This window comes from Eikenella sp. HMSC071B05 (assembly GCF_001811325.1).
GTDB lineage: Bacteria > Pseudomonadota > Gammaproteobacteria > Burkholderiales > Neisseriaceae > Eikenella > Eikenella corrodens.
The window spans coordinates 662,550-686,082 of record NZ_KV804551.1; the positions used below are offsets into that span (position 1 = coordinate 662,550).

Consider the following 23,533-nt stretch of genomic DNA (forward strand, 5'->3'; position numbering starts at 1 on the left):
GGCCGGCCGGTTTGCCTTTCCATCAACGGATCGTGTTGCCGATACGCGATCTGTCGCCCACGTTCATCCACACGAAAAACGCCTTGCCCACAATCAGCTTATCGTCCACAAAGCCCCAGTAGCGCGAATCGGCGCTGCTGTCGCGGTTGTCGCCCATGGCGAAATACTTGCCCGCCGGCACGGTGCATTTAAAACCGCTGCCGTCTGCTTCATATTCGCAATTTTCACGCAAACCGCTTTGGTAGCCGTTTGCAGCAAAATTATTGGCGGATTCGGCCAAGAAGGGGATGGAAACCGTGGGCGCATTTTCATTTTTCAACACATCAAAATGGCGGCCTTCCCAATCGGCGGAAAAGCGGGTGGCTTCCAGAATCCGCTCCGGTTTGTAATCATCGGGATATTGGTAGCCGCCCACCAAATTATCCTGCTCGGTTTTACCGTTTACCGTCAGCACCTTATCATGGTATTCCACCACATCGCCCGGCAGGCCGACAATGCGCTTGATGTAGTTGGTGTCCGGCTCCACCGGATAATTGAACACCACCACATCGCCGCGCTGCACTTGCCCCACCGGAATCAGCACATTATTCAACACCGGCACGCGGATGCCGTAGCTGAACTTATTCACCAATACAAAGTCGCCCTTCACCAGCCCCGGCCGCATCGAGCTGGAGGGAATCTGAAACGGCTCGGCTACAAAAGTGCGCAGCACGAACACCACCAAAATCAGCGGAAAGAAGCTGCCCATATAATCGCGGAAATGATTGTCGTCTTGCGCGGCTTCTTCGGCATTGTCGGTCTGCAGCATACGCTGTTTGCGTGCCGCGCGCGCCCACAGCCACACCGCGCCGGTAAACAGCACCAGCAGCAGCAAAACCGCCGTAAGGCTCATCAGCTTGGCCAAGAGGCCGAACGAGCCCACCATCATCAGGAGGTAGCCCCATTGCAGGCCGCCGCTCCATTCGCCGTTCTCCTGCCGCGTTTTACCGCTCACGGCAAACAGCACGATGCCGGCCACCACAGCGGCGATGGCGGCATAAAGGATTGTATTGGATTGTTCCACTTTTATATTTTCCCGTTTGAAATAAGTTCGATAAGCTTTAAGCTACTTATCGCCCACCTGCAAAATCGCCAAGAACGCGCTCTGCGGGATTTCCACATTGCCCACCTGCTTCATGCGTTTCTTACCGGCCTTTTGTTTTTCCAGCAGCTTCTTCTTACGCGTGATGTCACCGCCGTAGCATTTCGCCAATACGTTTTTGCGCAACGCCTTCACGTTTTCGCGGGCGATAATCTGGCTGCCGATGGCGGCCTGCACGGCGATGTCGAACATTTGGCGCGGAATCAGTTCGCGCATTTTCGCTGCCAGCTCGCGGCCACGGTGTACGGCGTTTTGGCGGTGCACAATCAGGCTGAGCGCATCCACTTTGTCGCCGTTCACCATAATATCTAGTTTCACCAAATTGGCGGCACGGAACTCTTTGAAATGGTAGTCCAGCGAAGCATAGCCGCGCGAGGTAGATTTGAGTTTGTCGAAAAAGTCCATCACCACTTCGTTCATTGGCAAATCATAGGTGAGCATCACCTGGCGGCCGAGATACTGCATATTGATTTGCACGCCGCGCTTCTGGTTGCACAGCGTCATCACATTGCCCACGTATTCCTGCGGCACCAGGATAGTAGCGGTGATAATCGGCTCCAAAATAGATTCCACCGTGGCTAAATCCGGCAGTTTAGAAGGATTTTCCACTTCGATATGCTCGCCAGTCTTCAAAATCACTTCATACACCACGGTAGGCGCGGTGGTAATCAAGTCCATATCGAACTCGCGCTCCAAGCGTTCCTGCACAATTTCCAAGTGCAGCAAGCCCAAGAAGCCGCAGCGGAAGCCGAAGCCGAGCGCTTGAGACACTTCCGGCTCAAATTTTAATGAAGCATCATTGAGTTGCAGTTTTTCCAGCGCATCGCGCAGGGCTTCGTAGTCGTGGCTTTCCACCGGATAGAGGCCGGCAAACACCTGGCTTTGCACTTCTTTGAAGCCGGGCAGCGGCTCAGCAGCGGGGTTTTGCACCAGCGTTACCGTGTCGCCCACTTTAGCTTGGCCGAGCTCTTTCACGCCGGTAATCAAAAAGCCCACTTCGCCCGCTTTAAGCTCTTGTCTGTTCACTGATTTGGGTGTAAACACACCGAGCTGCTCCACTTGGCTTTCGGCCTTGGTGGACATAAAGCGCACTTTGTCTTTCAGTTTCAGCCGGCCGTTTTTCACGCGGATGAGCATCACCACGCCGACATAGTTGTCGAACCACGAGTCGATAATTACGGCTTGCAGCGGCGCGTTTTCATCGCCTTCCGGCGCGGGGATTTTGGCGACGATTTCTTCCAGCACGTCTTCCACGCCCAGCCCGGATTTGGCCGAGCAGGTTACCGCGCCCACCGCATCAATGCCGACGATGTCTTCAATTTCCTGCGCCACGCGGTCGGGATCGGCGGCGGGCAAATCGATTTTGTTCAGCACCGGCACTACTTCCACGCCCAAATCAATCGCGGTGTAGCAGTTGGCCACGGTTTGCGCTTCCACGCCCTGCGATGCGTCCACCACCAACAGCGCGCCTTCGCAGGCGGAAAGCGAGCGGGAAACTTCGTAGGAAAAGTCGACGTGCCCGGGCGTATCAATCAGATTTAAAAGATAAGTTTCGCCATTACGGGCTTTATAGTTCAGCGCGGCGGTTTGCGCCTTAATCGTGATGCCGCGCTCTTTTTCGATGTCCATGCTGTCCAAAACCTGCGAACTCATTTCGCGGTTTTCCAAGCCGCCGCAGTGTTGGATGAAGCGGTCGGCGAGCGTGGATTTACCGTGGTCAATATGGGCGATGATGGAGAAATTGCGGATATTGTTCATATTTTGGCAAAAAAGTAAGCGGTCGTGATGGCAGGCAAAAGCATCAGCTTGGCCGATACGGGCTACCTGAAAAAGCGGAGCTTCAGCAAGTTAAAATAGAGGCGGCAACACAGCAAGCCGTGCCGAAACCAAACTGCGTATTCTAGCCGAAAACGCCTGAAGCTGCCCGACAATTTAGCGCCCTCCTGCTTGACCCAGCACAAGTAAAAAGCGCAAGCCCCAGCCCGATAGCGCAGAATCGGGTATCATGCCTGTTTTTCGTATCGGGCTACCTGAAACCGCCGATTGGATTTTAGCTTCGTTTAAGTACCATTTTTTCAGGTAGCCTCCAAGCCGCTCCCCCACTATGCACGCCCTACTCCGCCTCATCCGCCCGCGCACCCTGCCGCTGGCTCTTGCCGCTGTTTGCTGCGGCAATGCCATCGCTTGGCACAGCAGCCCCGCAAGCTGGCGCGGCAGCGTGTTCCTGCTCAGCCTGCTCACCGCGCTGGCCCTGCAAATCGTTTCCAATATTGCCAACGATTACGGCGACGGCATACGCGGTACCGACCGCCACCGCGCCCCCGATGCGCCCGAACGCCTCACCGCCAGCGGCCAAATCCCTCTCCCACACATCCGCCGTCTCCTCGCCGCCAGCGTATTGGCCGCCCTGCTCCTCGGCAGCACGCTCATCGCCCTCAGCTTGCGCCACCCGCAGCAATGGCTCGCCTTCCTGCTCTTAGGCAGCCTCGCTCTCGCCGCTGCCCTCACCTACACCCTAGGCCGCCATGCCTACGGCTATCACGGGCTGGGCGAAATCAGCGTATTCCTATTTTTCGGCCTGCTCGGCGTGCAAGGCAGCGCCTACCTGCAACAAGGCAGCTGCCCGCCAGAAGGCTGGCTGCCCGCCGCTGGTTGCGGCCTGCTCGCCGCAGCCGTGCTGCACATCAACAATATGCGCGACATCGAAAGCGACCGCCAATCCGGCAAAACCACCCCTGCCACCCGGCTGGGCTTTGAACGCAGCAAAACCCTGCACCGATTCCTCCTCACCACCGCCCTCATCTGCTACGCTGCCCTCGCCCCGCAAATTCTTAGCGGCCTCTTCTGGTTAACCGCACTACCGTTAGCCACCACTCACCTGCACCGCCTGCAAACCGCCACCAACCCCGCCGCCGTCGGGCGCGAACTACCACACATCGTGCGCTTCGCCTTGGCCGTCAACCTACTTTTCGGCAGCGGCCTGCTGATCGATTCCCTAATCGCCATATAGCTAAATCACTCAACCCTTCAGGTAGCCTTTACAGGCAAATCAAGTATCGGCACATCAGTAAAACATTGGCGTATTAATCTATAGACAGCTCCTGTGCAAATAATACATCGCCTTACACGCTACCTGAAACCCAAAAGACTACCTGAAAAAACGGCTGTTGCCGTCGGTGGGTTTTCCATCCGCCGGCAACAGCCGTTATGGGCTTTGGTCTGCCTTAGTTCATCTGGTCGATTTTCAGCTGTATGAACTCGCGCCCTTGGTCGTCTTGGGGCAGTTTGTCCATGGCCTGTTTGTAGGCGGCGGCGGCTTCGCTGCGTTTGCCTTGGGCGGCGTAAACATCGCCTTTGGTTTCCAACAAGATACCAGCGTAGGCTTCATCGGTATTCATGCCGAGGGTGGCGATGGCGTCATCGTATTTCTGCTGTTGCAGCTGCACGGTGGCCAGGCGCTGGATGGCCATGGCGCGGATGAGCGGTTCTTGGTGGTATTTGAGCACCCAATTCAGGTGGCCGGCGGCTTCGTCGTATTTACCTTGGTCGAAGGCGGTACCGGCCTGCATCAGGGTGGCTTGGGCGGCGGAGATGCTGGTCGGGTATTGGCTTTGCAGTTGGGTGAGCAATTTGGCGGCTTCGGCGGGCTTATTGGCCTGCTGGTTTTCCGCCCATTGGTCGAACACGGCCACGGCTTCGTTGTTCACGCTGCGCTGGTGGCTGCTGTACATCACCCAGCCGAAGTAGCCGATGGCGGCCACCACGAGCAGGGCAAACAGCCAACGCCCCCAGCTGCGCCAGAAATATTTGAAGTTTTCAATTTCTTCTTGGTCTTTTAAATCGTAAACAGCCATTTAACCTATCCATTCGTTTAATTGTTTAAGCAAATCGGCAGCAGGCACGCTCACTTGGCCGCGCCCTTGCTGCATGTCTTTGAGGCTGGCTTTGCCTTCGGCCAGCTCGCCTTCGCCCACGATCAGCGCCACTTTAGCGCCGGAAGCGTCGGCTTTTTTCATTTGGGCGGCCAGTTTCTGGCTGCCGGAATGCTGCAGCACGCTGAAGCCGGCGGCGCGGGCGGCGGCGGCATATTGCATGCTGGGCAGCAGAGTATCGCCGCCTTGGTGTATCACATAAATATCGGGTGCGGCATCGGCTTGCAGATTGCCGTATTCGTGCACCAGCAGCAGCAGCCGCTCCACGCCCATGGCAAAGCCGATGGAGGGGGCGGGTTTGCCGCCGAGCTCTTCAATCAGGCCGTCGTAGCGGCCGCCGCCGCACACAGTGGCTTGGGCGCCGAGTTTGTCGGTGGTCCATTCGAACACGGTTTGGTTGTAGTAGTCCAGCCCGCGCACGAGGCGGTGGTTTTCCACATAGGCGATGCCCAAGCCGTCGAGCAGGGCTTTGAAACCGGCGTAGTGGGCGCGGGAGGCTTCGCCGAGATAATCGGCCAGGCGCGGGGCGGCATTGCAAATTTCCTGCAAATCGGGGTTTTTGCTGTCCAGCACGCGCAGCGGGTTGGTGTGCATACGGCGGCGGCTGTCTTCATCCAGCGCGGCTTCGTGCTGTTTCAGGTAGCCTACCAAGGCGGCGCGGTGGGCGGCGCGTTCTTCGCGGTTGCCCAGGCTGTTGATTTCCAAAGTCAGATATTGGCTGATGCCGAGCTCGCGCCACAAATCGGCGCACATGGCGATGATTTCGGCGTCGATATCGGGGCCTTCAAAGCCCAGCGCTTCCACGCCCACTTGATGAAATTGGCGGTAGCGCCCTTTCTGCGGGCGTTCGCGGCGGAACATGGGGCCCATATACCAGAGCTTCTGGCCGCCGTTGTACAGCAGATTGTGCTCCACCACGGCGCGCAGGCAGGAGGCGGTGCCTTCGGGTCGCAGGCTGAGGCTTAGGGTATCGTTGGAGTCGGCAAAGGTATACATTTCTTTGCCCACCACATCGGTGTCTTCGCCGATGGAGCGCACGAAAAGGCCGGTCTGCTCCACGATCGGGGTGCGGATTTGGCGGTAGCCGAAGCGGTGCGCCCATTGGCCGATGCGGTTTTCAAAGGCCTGCCAGAAGGCGGCGGTGAGCTTGAAGTCTTTCTGCTCCACCGGCAAGAGGTCGTTCATGCCTTTTACGGCTTGGATTTTTTGTCCCATGATTCGGTTTGGGGAGAGGGGTAAACGAAAATGCGGATTATAGCGGATATGTGGGGGTTCGGGCTAAAGCTGTGTGCAAGGCTACCTGAAAAAATGTGCGGGTGGTTTTCAGGTAGCCTCTGCCAACACCGCCCACTCCGCCTCGGGGAAATGCCGCTGCAGGTAATCGCGCAAATAGCGTTCGGTTTCCGCGCCGATTACAGGGTCGGGCGCGGGATAGCGGTTATACACCAGCCGGTGCACCGGCAGGCCGGCATGGCGGGCGGCGGCCAGGCTGAGCAGGGTGTGGTTGATGCTGCCCAGGCGGCCGGATGTAACCAACACCAGCGGGTAGCCGCGTTCGGCAGCAAAGTCGAGCAGGGTTTGCTCGCGGTTTAGCGGCACCATCAGCCCGCCCGCCCCTTCGAGCAGCACGGTATCGTAGCTTTGCAGCAGGGTTTGGGTGGCTTCATCGATGGTTTTCAAGTCAATGGGGCGCTGTTCCTGCTCGGCAGCCAAGTGCGGCGAGCATGGATAGGCAAACACATAAGGGCAGGTGCTGCCGTTGCGGTCGTGTTCGGTGAGCCCGATGCCTTGCAGGCGGCGGTGGGTTTGGATGTCTTCGGCGATGCCTTGGCAGCCGGTTTGCACGATTTTTTGGGTGATCACGCGGCGGCCGGCGGCGGCCAGCTCTTTGGCATACAGGCCGGTGGCGATGCTTTTGCCGATGCCGGTGTCGATGCCGCTGACAAAATAAACTTGTTTCTGCATACTGTTCTCCTCTCTGCAAACAGGCTACCTGAAAATTTCAGGTAGCCTTCAGCGTGTGTAACATTATTCGGACTGCGGCCATGCTTCGCCGTATTCCTCCGCCACTGCCGCCAAGGTCTGTTCGGCCAAGAAATCCAATTCCTGCTGGCTGATCACAAACGGCGGCATCAGATACACCAGCCGCCCGAACGGCCGCACCCACACGCCTTTTTCCACCAACCGCGGCTGCAAGGACGCCGTGTTGACCGGCTGCGCCATCTCCAACACACCAATCGCGCCAAGCGCCCGCACTTCGCGCACACAACGCCATTGCGCCGCCGCAGCCAGCTTACGTCGCAGCGTTTGTTCGATATTGGCCACCCGCTGCCGCCACGGGCTTTCCCGCAGCATCGCCACGCTCTCGGCCGCCACCGCGCAGGCCAGCGGATTGGCCATAAAGGTGGGGCCGTGCATAAACGTGCCCGCTTGGCCCCGGCTAATGGCCGCAGAAATTTCCTTGGTGCACACCGCTGCCGACAAGGTGAGATACCCGCCGGTAAGCCCCTTGCCCAGCAAGATAATGTCTGGCACCACGCCGGCATGCTCCAAAGCAAACATTTCGCCGCTGCGGCCAAAGCCGGTGGCGATTTCGTCAAAAATCAGCAGCACGCCGTATCGGCTGCACAATGCCCGCGCCTGCCGCAGGTATTCGGGGTGGTAGAAATACATCCCGCCCGCCCCTTGCACCACCGGCTCTAAAATCAGCGCCGCCAATTCATCGTGTTTTTCTGCCAACAAGCTTTCCAACGGGCGGATGCTTTCAGGCTGCCATTCGCCGTGGAACGGGCTGGCCGGTTGCGGCAGGAAATACTGCACCGGCAAGCTGCTCGAAAACAGGCCGTGCATGCCTTCTGCCGGGTCGCATACCGACATGGCATGCCAGGTGTCGCCATGATAACCGGCGCGGATGGTGGCGAAACGGCAGCGTTTACCCCGCCCCACGGCCTGCTGGTATTGCAGCGCCATCTTCATCGCCACCTCCACCGCCACCGAGCCGCTGTCGGCATAAAACACTTGGTTGAGGGCCGTCGGCAGCAATTCCAGCAGCAACTGCGTGAGCCGTACCGCCGGCTCGTGGGTGAGCCCGCCGAACATCACATGGCTCATCTTCGCCAGCTGTGCGGTAGCCGCAGCGTTAAGGCGCGGGTGGTTGTAGCCGTGCAGCGCCGCCCACCATGAAGAAGTGCCGTCCACCAGCCGTTTCCCGTCGGCCAGCTCGATGCTGCAGCCTTCCGCCCGCGCCACGGCATACACCGGCTGGGTGTTGGGCATGGCGGCGTAGGGGTGCCAAATGTGGCGGCGGTCGATTTGCGTGAGGGTTTCCCAATTCATGATGAGGCTACCTGAAAAATATCGGGCTGGCTTGCCCGCTTATAAAATCGAATCAAATCCTTCAAACACGGCCTGACGCGGCGCGGCTCGCAAGGCTGTGGTGGCAGCGGATTCGCGGGTGAGTTTAAACCAAACTTCGTCTAGCGAGCGGCCGATTAAGAAGGGTTCTTCCCTGAAATCGAAAGCATAAATATCGAATTCGTCGTGGCTCGGGCAGCTTTCAATATCCCAAAATAGATACGTGCCGGTTTCGCTTTTGGCAAAACATTCCATCCTGGCCATCAGGCAAACGTGCTGTGCGGAGAAAAAGCCTTCGTATTCGTCCAAATCGTGGATATAGCTGGATTTCACCACTGCCCTCGCCTGCTGCCAAGAATCGCAATAGTGTGGCTTGGTCGGGATGTAAACGAGATAGTTGCCCAGCGAGCGGCCCCAGCCGTATTGCGTGGCAAAGCGTTGATAGGAAGCGGGGAAGCTCCGGCCGTTGGCAAAGCGGAAGTTGGCCAGCTCGTTGGAGTCGCCGAATATTTTGGCCGGTTTTAACACCTGCAGCTTGGTTTCCATATCCTATCTCCGTTTTCGCCATGATTGAGGCTACCTGAAAGTATTCAGCTTTTACATCCTCACGGCATTGAAGCTGATATTTTCAGGTAGCCTTGTGTTACCCGACGGCCTAACCCAGCACCTTCCGTGCTGTAGCAAACATCCGATACCAGCCGGCCAGTTCGCTGTCGCGCCACTCTTCCGGCAGCCAGCTCATTTGCGCGCTGCGGTACACGCGCTCCGGATGCGGCATCATGATGGTTACGCGGCCGTCGGCAGTGGTGACGGCGGCGATGGCATCGGGCGAGCCATTGGGGTTGAGCGGGTAGGTTTGGGTGGGCTTGCCCTGCCCGTCGATATATTGCATGGCGGTTTTCAGGCTGCCTGCAACTTGGTTTTCAGGTAGCCCCAAGTGGGCGAAATCGGCGCGGCCTTCGCCGTGGCTAACCACCACCGGCAGGCTGCTACCTGCCATATCGGCCAAAATCAGCGAGGGCGATTGCGGCACGCGTACCATGCTCAGCCGCGCTTCAAACTGTTCGGATTCGTTGCGGCGGAACTTCGGCCAGCCCTCCGCGCCGGGGATGATTTCGGCCAGGTTGGCCATCATCTGGCAGCCGTTGCACACGCCTAAGCTCAGCGTATCGCCTCGGGCGAAGAATTCGGCAAATTGGTCGCGCAGTTTGCTGTGGAACAAAATAGATTTCGCCCAGCCTTCGCCCGCACCCAGCACGTCGCCATAACTGAACCCGCCGCAGGCGGCCAGCATTTGGAAGGTGTCGAGTTTCACGCGGCCTGCCATCAGGTCGGACATATGTACATCATAGGCATCGAAACCGGCGCGGGTGAAGGCGGCGGCCATTTCCACTTGGCCGTTTACACCCTGTTCGCGCAGGATGGCGATTTTGGGTTTCTCCCCGCTGTTGATAAATGGCGCGGTAATATCCTGTTTCACATCAAAGCTTAAATCGGCAAACAGCCGGCTGCGTTCTTTATCGGCCAGCAAGGCAAATTCGCTGTCGGCGCAGGCCGGGTTGTCGCGCAGGCGTTGGATTTGGTGGCTGGTGGACTGCCAGGCGCGTTGCAAATCAACGAGCGCTTCATCAAACAAGGTTTCCCCGTCATTCACAACCGTGAAATTGCTGCCGCAATGCGCCTGTCCGACACAATAAGCCGCGTTGCCCAAACCTTGTTTATCGAATGCCGCCATCACATCGGCAAAATCCTGCTTCCGCACCTGCAATACCGCGCCCAGCTCTTCGTTGAATAAGGCAGTGAGATGTGCGAGCGGCAACACTTCTTCCACAATCGCGTTCGGCAGTTTGCGTTCCCATTCTTTGAACAGAACCTGCGCGTATTCATCGATATTCGCTTCTAACCCGCTCCGCCCGGCAAACGCCATTTCCGCCAGCGTGGCAAACAGGCCGCCGTCGCTGCGGTCGTGGTAGGCAAGCAGTTTGTCTTCTTGCACCAGCTGCTGAATCACGTCGTAAAACTTTTTCAGGTAGCCTGCGTCGATGTCGGGCGCTTCGCCGCCGGTTTCGTTGTACACCTGCGCCAGCGCCGAGCCGCCCATGCGTGCTTTGCCAAAGCCCAAATCGACAAACAGCAATACGCTGTCGTCCACCGGTTTGATATCCGGTGTAACTGTTTTGCGCACGTCCTGCACAGGGGCGAAGGCGGTGGCAATCAGGCTCAACGGCGACACCACAGATTTTTTCTCCGCGCCGTCCTGCCACACGGTTTTCATGGAAAGGCTGTCTTTGCCCACCGGGATGCTCACGCCGATTTCCTGGCACATCTGCGACACGGCTTCCACCGTGCGATAAAGTTTCTCGTCTTCGCCCGCATTGCCGCAGGCGGCCATCCAGTTGGCGGAGAATTTGATGTTGCCGATATTGCCGATATTAACTGCCGCGATATTGGTAATGGCTTCACCGATACACATCCTGCCCGAAGCGGGTGCGTCAAACAGTGCAACGGCGGGCTTTTCGCCCATGGCCATCGCTTCGCCGCGATGCGTATCGAAGCCCATGATGGTCACCGCGCAGTCGGCCACGGGCGTTTGCCAGCGGCCGACCATCTGGTCGCGGTGGGTCAAGCCGCCCACGCTGCGGTCGCCGATGTTGATGAGGAAGTTTTTCGCAGCCACGGCCGGCAGTTGCAATACGCGGTAGGCGGCTTCCTTCAAATCGATACGGCTACCTGAAAACGGTTTTTCAGGCCGCTGTTGCGTTTTATCGGTGCGCGTGGTTTTGGGCGGCTTGCCGAGCAATACGTTCAGCGGCAAATCCACCGGCTTATTGGCAAACAAATCGTCGCGCACCTGCAAATGCCCGTCATCGGTAGCCGTGCCGACCACGGCAAACGGGCAGCGCTCGCGTTCGCAAATGGCGCGGAAAGTATCTAAATCTTTTTCCAGAATCGACAATACATAACGCTCCTGCGCCTCGTTGCACCAGATTTGCAGCGGCGTCAGGCCGTGCTCTTCCAGCGGCACATCGCGCAGCTTAAACACCGCGCCGCGCCCGGCATCGTTGACCAATTCGGGGAAAGCGTTGGACAGGCCGCCCGCGCCCACGTCGTGAATGGCGATAATCGGGTTGGCCGCGCCGAGCTGCCAGCAGCGGTCGATCACTTCTTGCGCGCGCCGTTCGATTTCGGGATTGCCGCGCTGCACGGAGTTGAAATCGAGCGAAGCATCGTTCGCGCCCGTATCCATCGATGAAGCCGCGCCGCCGCCCAAGCCGATGAGCATACCCGGCCCGCCGAGCTGCACCAACAGCGCGCCTGCGGGGATTTCGTGTTTATGCGTTTGTTCCGCCTGGATATTACCCAAACCGCCGGCAATCATAATCGGCTTGTGGTAGCCGCGCATTTGGCCGTCGAACTCGGCTTCAAAGGTGCGGAAATAACCCAGCAGGTTCGGGCGGCCGAATTCATTATTGAACGCCGCGCCGCCGATGGGGGCTTCAATCATGATGTCGAGCGGGGAGGCAATGTGGGCGGGCTTGCCGTAGCCACCTTCCCAAGGCTGTTTCAAATCGGGGATATTGAGGTTGGAAACCGTATAGCCGGTGAGGCCGGCTTTGGGGCGAGCGCCGCGTCCCGTTGCGCCTTCGTCGCGGATTTCGCCGCCCGCACCGGTGGCCGCACCGGCAAACGGCGCAATCGCCGTGGGGTGGTTGTGCGTTTCCACCTTCATCAGGATATGCGTGTCTTCTTCATGGAAACGGTAGCCCTGATTGGCCGCCGCATCGGGATAAAAACGGGCGATTTTCGCGCCTTCGATTACCGAGGCGTTGTCTTTATACGCCACCACTGTGCCGGCCGGCGCGGCTTCGTGCGTGTCGCGAATCATGCGGAACAGCGATTTGGGCTGCTGTTCGCCGTTTAAGATAAAGTCGGCATTGAAGATTTTGTGGCGGCAGTGTTCGCTGTTGGCCTGGGCGAACATCATCAATTCCACATCAGACGGATTGCGGTTTAAAGCCCGATAATTGTCCAGCAAATAATCGATTTCGTCGGGCGAAAGCGCCAAGCCTAAATCGGTATTGGCTTTTTCCAGCGCGGCACGGCCGCCGGAGAGCACATCTACCGTATCGAAGGTTTGCGCTTCGGGATGGGCGAACAATTTAGCGGCTACCTGAAAATCGGGCAGCACGGATTCAGTCATGCGGTCGTGCAGCAAAGCCGCCCATTGCTGTTTCTGCGCTTCGGAAAGGCTACCTGAAAGCCACACTGCCATGCCGCGTTCGATGCGCCGGATTTGGGCAAAACCGCAGTTTTTCGCAATTTCTGTGGCTTTGGAAGCCCAAGGCGAAATCGTGCCGATGCGCGGCGTGATGAGAAACAGATGCAGGCTACCTGAAGACTGCGGCAACTCCGATGCCACCTGCCCCACCAGCAAGGCTTCCAACTTCTCCGCATCTGCCGCATTCAAGTGCTCGGCGCAATCGGCAAAATACCAATATTCACTGCGGATTTCAGCTTCGGGCAGCCCCAAAGCAGCAGCTTTTTGCAGCAGTTTTTCAACACGGAAACCAGACAGGGCGCGCTCGCCGCGCAGGAAGAGGATAGGCATGGGCAGACTCGCATGAAGAGGATCGGGAGGCGTGATTATACGCCAAGTCTGCCCTAATCTGGTGGCGGAGTGAGCCGATTGAAAGCGCTGCCGCCTTGTGGTAGCTTAACTGCCTAAAGCCTTATATACCAACCTAGCAGAGGAACCCATGAAGAAAATCGAAGCCATCATCAAACCGTTCAAACTCGACGACGTGCGCGACGCGCTCACCGATATCGGCGTAAACGGCATGACCGTAACCGAAGTAAAAGGCTTCGGCCGCCAAAAAGGCCACACCGAAATCTATCGAGGCGCGGAATATGCGGTGGATTTCCTGCCCAAAATCCAGCTGGAAATCGTGCTGGAAGACAGCATGGTCGAGCAGGCGGTGGAAGCCATCGTGCAGGCGGCCAACTCCGGCAAAATCGGCGACGGCAAAATCTTCATCCTGCCGGTGGAAGGCGTGGTGCGCATCCGCACCGGCGAGCGGGACGAAGCCGCGCTGTAGGCTGCTTGCAGCAACAAATAGAGGCTACCTGAAAACAGAACCCCGGTTTTCAGGTAGCCTTTTCCTATTTGCCGCCCGCTCCGCAGAGGCTACCTGAAAATGGAAGTCGGCACGCAAAACAGAATACAGGCCATACGGTTCAGATAATTTTCACCCACCCCGCGTTTGCCGTTTCCCCCCGATTGGGTGTAGATTCCCACCCTAACGTTTTTTCGTTTCAAAAATCTGCAAAGGAATACCCCCCATGATGTCCGAACCTTCCGGCCAACATCCCTATAAAGACGCGCCGCTCTTCGACGACGTTGCCTTCCTCACCGGCGCGCTGCAAACCGTGCTGGCCGCGCAAACCGACTGCCCCGTGCAGGAAGCCGTAGCCGCACTGCTGGGCGGCGAAGCGCCGCAAGACGTGGTGGCGCGCAGCCTGCCTCAGCTCAACGACCAACAGCTGGAAGACCTCATTCGTGCCTGCAGCCTGTTTGCACAAATCCTCAATATTGCCGAAGACGCACACCACCAACGCCGCCGTCTGGCACACAGCCAAACCCGCGACAACGCCAAATCTACCTTCGGCCACACTCTCGATTTGCTGCAACAGCAAGGCGTAAGCGCCGAAGCCTTGCAGCAGCAGCTGAACCACACCGAAGTGGCCGCCGTGCTCACTGCCCATCCCACGGAAGTACAGCGCCAAACCACCCTTACCCTGCACCGCCAAATCCGCAACCTGCTCGACCAGCGCGCCAACCAGGCCGGGCAGAGCGAAGAGCGCTTGCAGCAGCAGGTGCAAACCATGCTGTGGACGCTGTGGCAAACCAATGAAAACCGCCATTTCAAAATTACGGTGGCCGATGAGATCAGCAACGGCATCATGTATTTCCCGCTCAGCTTCTTCAGCGCCGTGCCCGGCGTATACCGCAAGCTGGAGGCTGCTCTTCAGGTAGCCTTCCCGAATACCAGTCTGCCCAACGTGTTGCATATCGGCGGCTGGATCGGCGGCGACCGTGACGGCAATCCTTTCGTTTCTGCCGACACCCTGCGCACTGCCTTTGCCCAGCAGGCCAGCGCCGTGTTCCGCTTCTACCGCAGCCAGCTCTACAAACTGTATGAAGAGCTGCCGATGTCAATCCGGCGCGTGAACGTAAGCCCCGAAGTGTTGGCTTTGTCGGCCAAATCTCCCGACACCGAACGCGCCCACGAAGAAGAGCCCTATCGCCGCGCCCTGGCCTATATTCTCGCCCGTGCCGTGGCCACCGCCCACCGTTTCGGCAGCGGCTTGGGCAGCCAGTTTGGCTTGCTCGAACCGTATGATACGGTGGAAGAATTTTTAGCCGACCTGCACACCGTGCACGCTTCCTTGTGCGACAACGGCAGCCGCCTGCTGGCCGACGGCCGCTTGGCCGACTTGATCCGTGCCGCTTCCGTGTTCCGCTTTTATCTGATGCCGCTAGATTTGCGCCAACACGCCCAAAAGCATATCGATGTGGTGGCCGAGCTCTTTGCCGCCGCCGGTTTGGAAGACTTCGCTGCGCTGAACGAAACCGAACGCGAACGCGTGCTGTTGCGCGAGCTGTCGTCCCCGCGCCCGCTCTACAGCCCGTTTGCCCACTACAGCGAAGATACCGAGCACGAGCTGGCCATCTTCCGCGCCGCTGCCGAAATTAAAGCGCAATTCGGCGAAGAAGCCATCCGCCAAAGCATCATTTCCAATGCCGAAAACGTGAGCGAAATGCTTGCCTTGGCCTTGATTATGAAAGAAACCGGCCTGCTGCGCCTAAACGCCGAAGGGCTACCTGAAAGCCGGCTCAATATCGTGCCATTGTTTGAAACCATCGAGGCGCTGCAAGACTGCATCGGTGTGATGAATCATCTTTTCTCGCTGCCTTGGTATCGCCACCTACTCGCCGGCCGCAGCAATATTCAGGAAATCATGCTCGGCTATTCCGACAGCAACAAAGACGGCGGTTATGTAACCAGCCAATGGGTGCTGTATCAAGCCGAGCAGGCTTTGGTGAAACTGTTTGCCAAACACCAAGTGCGCCTGCGCCTGTTCCACGGGCGCGGCGGCAGCGTGGGGCGTGGCGGCGGCCCTTCCTACGAAGCCGTGCTGGCGCAGCCCGCCGGCAGCGTGGCCGGGCAGATCCGCATCACCGAGCAGGGCGAAGTCATCACCGCCAAATACGCCGATGCCGACAACGCCGAGCGCAACCTCGAAACCTTGGTGGCCGCCGCGCTGGAAGCCAGCCTGCTGCCGCACCGCACCGAAGAGCCCGATGCCGCGCTGATGCAGTCGCTCTCCGATGCCGCCTTCGCCTACTACCGCGAACTCATCACCCATCCCGATTTCGTGGGCTACTTCCTGCAAACCAGCCCGATCAACGAAATCGCCAGCCTCAACATCGGCAGCCGCCCCGCCAGCCGCAAAACCCTGGCGCGGATACAGGATTTGCGCGCCATTCCCTGGGTGTTCTCCTGGACGCAAAACCGCCTGATGCTGCCTGCTTGGTATGGCTTCGGCAGCGCGGTCGAGCAACTCTTGCGCGATAACCCCGCCAACCTAGAACGCCTGCGCCATATGGTGCGGCACAGCGCCTTCTTCCAAGCTATGCTCTCCAATATGGAACAAGTGATGGCCAAAGCGGATTTGGACATCGCCCGCGCCTATGTTGGCCTAGCCGCCCAGCCGCAAGCCGCCCAAGCCATGTTTGAGCGCATTGCAGGCGAGTTCGAACGCAGCCGTCGCGCCCTGTTACAATTAATCGAGCAAGACCACCTGCTCACCGACAACCGCAGCCTCGCCCGCTCCCTGGCCCTGCGCATTCCCTACCTGAACGCGCTCAACTGGCTTCAGGTAGCCCTGCTCGCCCGCTTGCGCCAGCACCCGGGCAACCCGCAGCTCATCCACCTGATCCACCTCACCATCAACGGCGTGGCACAAGGCTTGCGCAATACGGGCTAACCCCCCTTTCCTGCAAACGGCAGGCAAGAAAAAGGCTACCTGAAAATTTCAGGTAGCCTTTTCATCATGGCCCCGCCGACAGGAATCGAACCTGTATTTTACGCTTAGGAGGCATACGTTCTATCCATTGAACTACGGCGAGAAATACTCAAACTTTCCAATCAAACTTTTCCGGCAATAAGCGACAAAATTCCCGCAGCAATCAGCGGCCCCACCGGAATGCCGCCCAAAAACGCCACGCCGATAATCGTGCCCAGCAGCAGGCCGGTTACCAACACCGGCTGTTCGCTCATCAGCGGCACGCCGCGTCCGGCCAGCCAAGCCACCAATATGCCCACCAAAACCGCCGCCAGCATTTTCCAGCTCATCAAACCGGCCAAACCGGGAAACTGGATTCTGCCCGACACCAGCGGGCTGAGCACGCCGATGGTGAGCAGAATGATGCCGGCTTGAATGCCGTATTGTTCGGCCAGCGGGATATAGCGCGCCAGCACGGTTTGCTGCATCAGGAGCAACACAGTGGCCGAGATGGTGATGGATTGGTTGTTGCTGAGCACGCCCAGCAAAATCAGCAATACCAAAAACAGCGGGATAACATTCAGATGCAATTATATATTCCCGAAAAAAGGCCGCTATGATACACGTGCCAGTGATTCTTCGGCAAGCTGCCGCATCGCTTGCGACACTTCATTATCCGGCAGTGCGGCCAGGCAAGATAAAGCCTCATCCACTGCCTTACGCGCCTCGCTCACGCAATAGGCCAGCGCATCGGATTGCACCACATGGGCATGAATCTGCTCGAAATAGCTGCGGTCGGCGTGCTCCAAGGCGTGGCGCACGGCGTCGGCCACCGGCGGCTCGGCGTTTTGCATCAGGTAAATCAGCGGCAGGGTCGGCTTGCCTTCGGCCAAATCGTCGCCCACGTTTTTGCCGATTTCTTCGATGTTGCCGGAATAATCCAACACATCATCGATAATCTGGAAGGCGGTGCCGATGTGGCGGCCATAGTCTTTCAGCGCAGTTTCCTGCTCGGGTGTGGCGCCGGCCAAAATCGCGCCCACCTGTGCGGCGGCTTCAAACAATTTGGCGGTTTTGTATTGGATCACCTGCACATATTCGGCTTCGGTGATGTTGGTGTTGCCGATATTCATCAGCTGCAACACTTCACCCTCGGCGATGATGTTGGTGGCATCGGCCATCACGTCTAAAATCTTGAGGCTACCTGAAGACACCATCAGCTGGAAGGCACGGGTGTAGAGAAAATCGCCCACCAACACGGCAGCAGCGTTGCCGAATATATTGTTTGCCGTTTTCCGGCCGCGCCGCAGCTCGCTTTCGTCCACCACATCGTCGTGCAGCAGGGTGGAGGTGTGGATAAATTCCACCATCGCCGCCAGCGCGTAGAGCGGGTCTTCATCGTAGCCCAGCACCTTGCCGGAAAGAATGGTGAGCACCGGCCGGAGCCGCTTGCCGCCGGCGCTGATGATGTAGCGCCCGATTTGCGAAATCAGCGCCACTTCCGATTGCACCGCGCACTCAATCACCGCATTAACGCGGCTCAAATCGCGGGGCAGATGTTGCTGGAAATAAGGCAGGTGTTCAAGCATGGTAATGTGCGGCTTTGTATGGTTATCGGCATCAGGCCAAAGCGCTGACTCCTTCCCGGCTGCGTGAAGAAATAACCACTTTAGCTATACGGCCGGGCAAACGCACCGGCCAAACAGGGGCGGCATTATAGCAGCCTTATGGGCAAACTGCCTATTTCCGCCCTGCCCCTCAGGCTACCTGAAAACGCAGCTTCAACGAAGCGGCACAATATTTTGCCCGGCCGAAACCGCACTTTTGCCCGGCTGCCATCCCGTACTGCCGTTTACAGCCCGCTTCAAATCGCCTAAAGGCTACCTGAAAACCCAAACCACAGCTTTCAGGTAGCCTTCTATGTTAAAATCCGCCGATTTTAATCTAACGGCATTTTAAGGAACACACATGAGCATGAAATGCGGCATCGTCGGCCTGCCCAACGTCGGCAAATCCACCCTCTTTAACGCGCTGACCCAATCGGGCATCGAAGCGGCGAACTATCCCTTCTGCACCATCGAGCCCAACGTCGGCATCGTCGAAGTACCCGACCCGCGCATGGCGGAGCTGGCGAAAATCGTCAATCCGCAAAAAATGCAGCCCGCAATTGTGGAATTTGTGGACATCGCAGGCTTGGTCGCCGGCGCAAGCAAAGGCGAAGGCTTGGGCAACCAATTCCTCGCCAACATCCGCGAAACCGACGCCATTGTGAACGTGGTGCGCTGCTTCGACGACGACAATATCGTCCACGTTTCCGGCAAAGTCGATCCGATCGCCGATATCGAAACCATCGGCACCGAACTGGCGCTAGCCGACCTCGCCAGCGTCGAAAAAGCCATCGTCCGCGAAGAAAAACGCGCCCGCTCCGGCGATAAAGACGCGCAAAAATTGGTGGAACTGTGCAAAAAAATCCTGCCGCACCTCAACGAAGGCAAACCCGTACGCTCCTTCGGCTTGGACGCAGACGAGCTCGCCCTGCTCAAACCGCTGTTCCTGCTCACCGCCAAGCCCGCCATGTATGTGGGCAACGTGGCCGAAGACGGCTTTGAAAACAACCCGCATCTGGACAGACTGAAAGAACTCGCCGCCAAAGAAAACGCCCCCGTGGTGGCCGTTTGCGCCGCAATGGAGAGCGAAATCGCCGAATTGGAAGACGACGAAAAAGCCGAGTTCCTCGCCGAAATGGGCTTGGAAGAGCCGGGCTTGAACCGCCTGATCCGCGCCGGCTACGACTTGCTCGGCCTGCAAACCTACTTCACCGCCGGCGTGAAAGAAGTCCGCGCGTGGACCATCCACAAAGGCAACACCGCCCCGCAGGCCGCCGGTGTGATTCATACCGATTTTGAACGCGGCTTCATCCGCGCCCAAGTGATTGCCTACAACGATTTTGTCTCGCTCGGCGGCGAAGCTAAAGCCAAAGAAGCCGGCAAAATGCGCGTGGAAGGCAAAGAATATGTCGTGCAGGACGGCGACGTGATGCACTTCCTGTTTAACGTGTAATCCAAATGGAAGGCTACCTGGAAAACGATAAATTGTTTTCAGGTAGCCTGTTTTACTTCCTACCCCATCGGGCTACTTGAAACCCAAATCAGACAAACTGCCAATGCCCAAATATAGTGAATTAAATTTAAACCAGTATAGCGTTGGCTCGCCTTGCCGTACTATTTGTACTGTCTGCGGCTCGCCGCCCTGTCCTGATTTAAATTTAATCCACTATAAACAACCATAAAGGCCTCATCATGAAAATCAGCAGCTTCGGCGAAGTATTATGGGACGACTTCCCCGGCGGCAAAGCCCTCGGCGGCGCGCCGCTCAACGTTTTGGTGCGCCTGGCCTCGTTCGGCGCGGACTGCAGCATCATCAGCCGGCGCGGCCGCGATGCCGACGGCGAAGAGCTGCTGCGCCAGATTGCCGCGCACAACGTGGCTGCTGATTTGGTGCAAACCGATGAAGAACACGCCACCAGCCTGGTGAAAGTGCTGCTCAAGCCCGACGGCAGCGCCAGCTACGACATCGTCTACCCCTGCGCCTGGGATAAAATCAGCGCAACCGACGCAGCGCTCGCGCGCGTGGCCGAATCCGACGTGCTCGTGTATGGCAGCCTCTCCGGGCGCGATCCTGTATCCCGTGCAGCGTTGGAGCAAATCCTGCCCGCCGCCCGCTTCCGCGTGCTCGATGTCAATCTGCGCAAGCCGCATTACGAGCCCGAACGCGTGCTCAGCCTCATGCGCCATGCCGATCTCATCAAGCTCAACGACGAGGAACTCTACGAGCTCTCCGCCGCCTTCGGCTCGCCCTACCACAGCCTCGAACAAAACCTGCGCTACCTCGCCGGCCACACCGACACCGCCCACATCTGCATCACCCTCGGCCAGCACGGCGCGGTGTATTTCCGCCACGGCAAAATCCTCGCCCACCACGGCTTCCGCGTGAGCATGGCTGATTCCGTGGGCGCGGGCGACAGCTTCCTTGCCGGTTTCCTGTTCCAAATGCTCTCCGGCGCCAGCCCCGAAGACACCCTGGCCTTCGCCTGCGCCATCGGTGCGCTCAATGTTACCCGCCACGGCGCCGTGCCCGATATTTCCCTGGCTGAAATCCAGGCGCTGATGCACCCGGAATAAGGCAGCACAGGCAACAGCCTGGGTTTGTGCCTTACCTGCACCAGCTTTGACAAATCAGGCTGAAGCCCTCCTTCCATACCCGGCAGCAATATGGCCGTATGAAATGAAGTGCTTCAGCCCGGTCTTTTTTTCAGGTAGCCTCACATGAATACGCCCCGCCCCAAAACCATATTCGTCGATGTTGACGACACCCTCGTCCGCAGCGTTGGCCAAACGCGCATCCCCATGGCCGCCGTAATCGCCCACATCCGCCGCCTGCACGACGCCGGCCATCTGCTCTACTTGTGGAGCAGCGGCGGTGCCGACTACGCCCGCGCCAGCGCCGAAGAGCTGGGGATAGCCCACTGTTTCCAAGCCTTCCTGCCCAAACCGCAAGCCTATATCGACGATCAAGCCGTTGCTGATTGGCGTTTCTGCCGCCATATCCTGCCTGCCAACAGCGGCGAAATCGAATAATCTGCCGCCTTCCCCGCCATTCAGCCACAATTAACAAACTTTATCCGCAACTTACAAGACGTCGGCGGCTAAAACCTTTATCATGCCGCCGTTTTTAACCATTCCAAGGAAACACACATGGCATTACGCGACGAATTCAAAGCTTTCATCATGCGCGGCAACGTAATCGACCTCGCTGTCGGTATGGTAGTCGGCACCGCCTTCTCCGGCATCGTCAAATCATTGGTGGACGACGTGATCATGCCGCCTATCGGCCTGATTCTGGGCGGCGTGGACTTTTCCAACCTGTTCATCACCCTGAAAGCAGGTGCCGATGCGCCTGCCAACGGTTACGCCACCCTGGCCGCTGCCCAAGCTGCCGGCGCGGTTACCCTGAATATCGGCCTGTTTATCAACACCGTGATCAGCTTCCTGATTATCGCCACCGCTATTTTTGCCGTGATCAAAGGCATCAGCAAACTGCAAAAAGCCGCTCCGGAAGAAGCTCCTGCCGAGCCATCCGAAGAAATCCTGCTGTTGCGCGAAATTCGTGATTCGCTGAAGAAATAATCGCCGCACAACGCAAAAGGCTACCTGAAAATAGTTTCAGGTAGCCTTTTCTCTTTCTGTATCGCCAATCTGTTCAAATCCTTCCTAGCAAACAAAAAGCCGGCTAAACATCTTGGCTTCGCAGCAACTTGCTGCGTTGCGTTCTCAGCCGGCCTTGTGCTTACCCAACCGCATCACAGCAGCACAATATCAAACTGCTCCTGCGTATAACTGCCCTCCACCATCAGGGAAACGGGCTTGCCGATAAAATCAATCAACAGCGCGAGCGATTGCGATTCTTCGTCTAAAAACAAATCGATAACGGCCGGCGCGGCGAGGATGCGGAATTCGCGGGCATCGAAGCGGCGGGATTCGCGCACGATTTCGCGTTGGATTTCGTAACACACGGTTTGCGCGGTTTTCAGGTAGCCCCTGCCCTGGCAGGTGGGGCAGGATTCGCACAGGATGTGGTTGAGGTTTTCGCGCGAACGTTTGCGGGTGAGCTCCACCAGCCCCAGGCTGGTGAAGCCGTTGAGGGTAACGCGGGTGCGGTCGAAGCGCAGGGCTTTGGCCATTTCGCCCAATACGGCCTGGCGGTGCTCTTCGCTGACCATATCGATGAAATCCACAATAATCATGCCGCCGAGGTTGCGCAGGCGCAGCTCGCGGGCAATGGCGTGGCAGGCATCGAGGTTGGTTTTGAAGATGGTTTCGTCGAAATTGCGCGCGCCCACGAAGCCGCCGGTGTTCACGTCGATGGTGGTCATGGCTTCGGTGCTCTCGATAATCAGGTAGCCGCCGAAGTTTAAATCCACACGAGGCTTGAGCGACTGGTTGATTTCCTGCTCCACATGATAGAGCTCAAACAAGGGTTTTTCACCCTGATAGTGTTGGATGCGTTCCACCGCCCCCTGCACGTATTGCTGGGCAAATTCCTGCATCAGGCGGTAATTATTGGCGGAATCGACGAAGATTTTCTGAGTGTTGCTGTTGAACATATCGCGCAACACGCGCAGGCTCAGGGGCAAATCCTCATACAGCATGGTTTCAGGCGGGCTGGTTTTGGAGCGGGCGAGAATATCTTGCCACAGCTTGGCCAGGTAGCCGATGTCGGCCTGCAATTCTTCATCGCGGGCGTTTTCGGCGCTGGTGCGGATGATGTAGCCGCCGGCGTTTTCGGGCAACAGGGCTTTGAGGCGGGTGCGCAATTCGTTGCGTTCTTCTTCGTCTTCAATGCGCTGGGAAATGCCGATGTGGTTGTCTTGCGGCAGATACACGAGAAAGCGGCCGGCCAGGGAAATTTGAGTGGAAAGGCGCGCGCCTTTGCTGTTAATCGGGTCTTTAATCACCTGCACTAAGATGGTTTGCCCTTCAAACAGCATATGCTCGATGCGCTGGGTTTCCTCCGGCTTCTGCCGCTGTTCGAGCACGTCCACGATGTGCAAAAAGGCGGCACGCTCCAAGCCGATGTCGATAAAGGCGCTCTGCATGCCGGGCAGCACGCGTTTGACCACGCCCAAATAAATATTGCCCACCAGCCCGTGGCCGCTGTTGCGGTCGATGTGCAGCTCGCACACTTTGTTTTCTTCCAACAGCGCCACGCGGGTTTCCTGCGGCGTTACGTTCACCAAAATGGTTTCCGGCGGGCGGCCTGAATTATCGGCCAGCCGGATTGGATTAATTGCCTGTAGCATGTTCAGCTTTCTGATTTCAATTAGATTTTGCAGAACAGGCTGATGGCCTGCCTGTTCTGCAAAATCTACTGTCTGCCGGCTGGCCGGAGGCAGAATCATACGCTGAAAACAACCATGCCGACAACCTGAACACCAGCCGGAAAAGTGGTTTCAGCGAGCCTTTATCCTAGGAAAATAAGC

19 protein-coding genes, 1 tRNA gene and 1 pseudogene are annotated in these 23,533 nt (G+C 57.9%); 8 read left to right on the plus strand and 13 right to left on the minus strand.

The window, feature by feature from the left end; all coding sequences use genetic code 11:
- Positions 1-22 precede the first annotated feature (22 nt).
- The gene (lepB, locus tag HMPREF2796_RS09355; protein ID WP_070633119.1) at positions 23-1,063 is read right to left on the minus strand and encodes a signal peptidase I; all 1,041 of its coding nucleotides are present in this window, start codon (positions 1,061-1,063) and stop codon (positions 23-25) included.
- 42 nt (positions 1,064-1,105) lie between these two features.
- On the minus strand, positions 1,106-2,899 hold the full coding sequence (lepA, locus tag HMPREF2796_RS09360) for a translation elongation factor 4 (protein ID WP_064085028.1): 1,794 nt from the start codon (positions 2,897-2,899) through the stop codon (positions 1,106-1,108).
- 346 nt (positions 2,900-3,245) lie between these two features.
- Here lepA and menA point away from each other — a divergent pair, with 346 nt between their 5' ends.
- A complete protein-coding gene (gene menA / locus HMPREF2796_RS09365; RefSeq protein ID WP_070633121.1) occupies positions 3,246-4,151 on the plus strand; it encodes a 1,4-dihydroxy-2-naphthoate octaprenyltransferase in 906 nt (301 codons plus the stop codon).
- A 214-nt stretch (positions 4,152-4,365) separates the two neighbouring features.
- Here menA and HMPREF2796_RS09370 read toward each other — a convergent pair whose 3' ends face one another.
- The 6 genes from HMPREF2796_RS09370 to purL all read right to left on the minus strand — a co-directional run bounded on the left by HMPREF2796_RS09370 (position 4,366) and on the right by purL (position 13,036).
- Complete coding sequence (locus HMPREF2796_RS09370; protein WP_070633123.1) at positions 4,366-4,995, minus strand: YfgM family protein; 630 nt, start codon at positions 4,993-4,995, stop codon at positions 4,366-4,368.
- Complete coding sequence (hisS, locus tag HMPREF2796_RS09375; RefSeq protein ID WP_023886760.1) at positions 4,996-6,288, minus strand: histidine--tRNA ligase; 1,293 nt, start codon at positions 6,286-6,288, stop codon at positions 4,996-4,998.
- Positions 6,289-6,396: 108 nt separating this feature from the next.
- Complete coding sequence (bioD, locus tag HMPREF2796_RS09380; RefSeq protein WP_070633126.1) at positions 6,397-7,038, minus strand: dethiobiotin synthase; 642 nt, start codon at positions 7,036-7,038, stop codon at positions 6,397-6,399.
- A 63-nt stretch (positions 7,039-7,101) separates the two neighbouring features.
- The gene (gene bioA / locus HMPREF2796_RS09385) at positions 7,102-8,409 is read right to left on the minus strand and encodes an adenosylmethionine--8-amino-7-oxononanoate transaminase (protein WP_070633129.1); all 1,308 of its coding nucleotides are present in this window, start codon (positions 8,407-8,409) and stop codon (positions 7,102-7,104) included.
- A 39-nt stretch (positions 8,410-8,448) separates the two neighbouring features.
- Positions 8,449-8,973: a hypothetical protein gene (locus HMPREF2796_RS09390; protein WP_070633130.1), complete on the minus strand. Its 525-nt coding sequence runs from the start codon at positions 8,971-8,973 to the stop codon at positions 8,449-8,451.
- Positions 8,974-9,082: 109 nt separating this feature from the next.
- On the minus strand, positions 9,083-13,036 hold the full coding sequence (purL, locus tag HMPREF2796_RS09395) for a phosphoribosylformylglycinamidine synthase (RefSeq protein WP_070633132.1): 3,954 nt from the start codon (positions 13,034-13,036) through the stop codon (positions 9,083-9,085).
- A gap of 148 nt (positions 13,037-13,184) precedes the next feature.
- On the opposite strand from purL, the gene HMPREF2796_RS09400 reads away from it, so the two are divergent.
- Together HMPREF2796_RS09400 and ppc are read left to right on the plus strand one after the other, a co-directional pair.
- Entirely contained in the window at positions 13,185-13,523 is a 339-nt protein-coding gene (locus tag HMPREF2796_RS09400; protein WP_070633134.1) for a P-II family nitrogen regulator, read from the plus strand.
- 244 nt (positions 13,524-13,767) lie between these two features.
- Positions 13,768-16,476, plus strand: a complete 2,709-nt coding sequence (gene ppc / locus HMPREF2796_RS09405) for a phosphoenolpyruvate carboxylase (RefSeq protein WP_083308693.1) — start codon at positions 13,768-13,770, stop codon at positions 16,474-16,476.
- A gap of 67 nt (positions 16,477-16,543) precedes the next feature.
- On the opposite strand, the gene HMPREF2796_RS09410 is transcribed toward ppc, so the two are convergent.
- From HMPREF2796_RS09410 to HMPREF2796_RS09420, 3 genes are all read right to left on the minus strand, one after another.
- A tRNA-Arg gene (locus HMPREF2796_RS09410) sits at positions 16,544-16,618 on the minus strand.
- 19 nt (positions 16,619-16,637) lie between these two features.
- A complete protein-coding gene (locus HMPREF2796_RS09415) occupies positions 16,638-17,084 on the minus strand; it encodes a DUF441 domain-containing protein (protein WP_070633136.1) in 447 nt (148 codons plus the stop codon).
- Positions 17,085-17,108: 24 nt separating this feature from the next.
- Positions 17,109-18,083 (minus strand): polyprenyl synthetase family protein, encoded by a 975-nt coding sequence (locus HMPREF2796_RS09420; protein ID WP_070633138.1) that lies wholly within the window; start codon positions 18,081-18,083, stop codon positions 17,109-17,111.
- Between the two features lie 138 nt (positions 18,084-18,221).
- Here HMPREF2796_RS09420 and HMPREF2796_RS11405 point away from each other — a divergent pair, with 138 nt between their 5' ends.
- Positions 18,222-18,371, plus strand: coding sequence for a hypothetical protein (locus HMPREF2796_RS11405; RefSeq protein WP_168162823.1), 150 nt, complete (start codon positions 18,222-18,224; stop codon positions 18,369-18,371).
- A 91-nt stretch (positions 18,372-18,462) separates the two neighbouring features.
- Entirely contained in the window at positions 18,463-19,554 is a 1,092-nt protein-coding gene (gene ychF, locus HMPREF2796_RS09425; RefSeq protein WP_070633140.1) for a redox-regulated ATPase YchF, read from the plus strand.
- Positions 19,555-19,662: 108 nt separating this feature from the next.
- On the opposite strand, the pseudogene HMPREF2796_RS11550 reads toward ychF, so the two are convergent.
- Positions 19,663-19,772 (minus strand): annotated as a pseudogene (locus HMPREF2796_RS11550) (IS5/IS1182 family transposase); the annotation flags it as partial.
- Between the two features lie 21 nt (positions 19,773-19,793).
- On the opposite strand from HMPREF2796_RS11550, the gene HMPREF2796_RS09430 reads away from it, so the two are divergent.
- From HMPREF2796_RS09430 to mscL, 3 genes are all read left to right on the plus strand, one after another.
- Positions 19,794-20,675 carry a carbohydrate kinase family protein gene (locus HMPREF2796_RS09430; RefSeq protein ID WP_070633142.1) on the plus strand — a complete coding sequence of 294 codons (882 nt, stop codon included), beginning with the start codon at positions 19,794-19,796 and terminating at the stop codon, positions 20,673-20,675.
- 144 nt (positions 20,676-20,819) lie between these two features.
- Positions 20,820-21,131, plus strand: a complete 312-nt coding sequence (locus HMPREF2796_RS09435; RefSeq protein WP_067525943.1) for an HAD family hydrolase — start codon at positions 20,820-20,822, stop codon at positions 21,129-21,131.
- Positions 21,132-21,248: 117 nt separating this feature from the next.
- Positions 21,249-21,680 carry a large conductance mechanosensitive channel protein MscL gene (gene mscL, locus HMPREF2796_RS09440; protein WP_003823120.1) on the plus strand — a complete coding sequence of 144 codons (432 nt, stop codon included), beginning with the start codon at positions 21,249-21,251 and terminating at the stop codon, positions 21,678-21,680.
- 173 nt (positions 21,681-21,853) lie between these two features.
- Here the strand turns inward: mscL and rng are convergent, their stop codons facing one another.
- Complete coding sequence (rng, locus tag HMPREF2796_RS09445; protein WP_070633143.1) at positions 21,854-23,353, minus strand: ribonuclease G; 1,500 nt, start codon at positions 23,351-23,353, stop codon at positions 21,854-21,856.
- Positions 23,354-23,533: the final 180 nt, after the last annotated feature.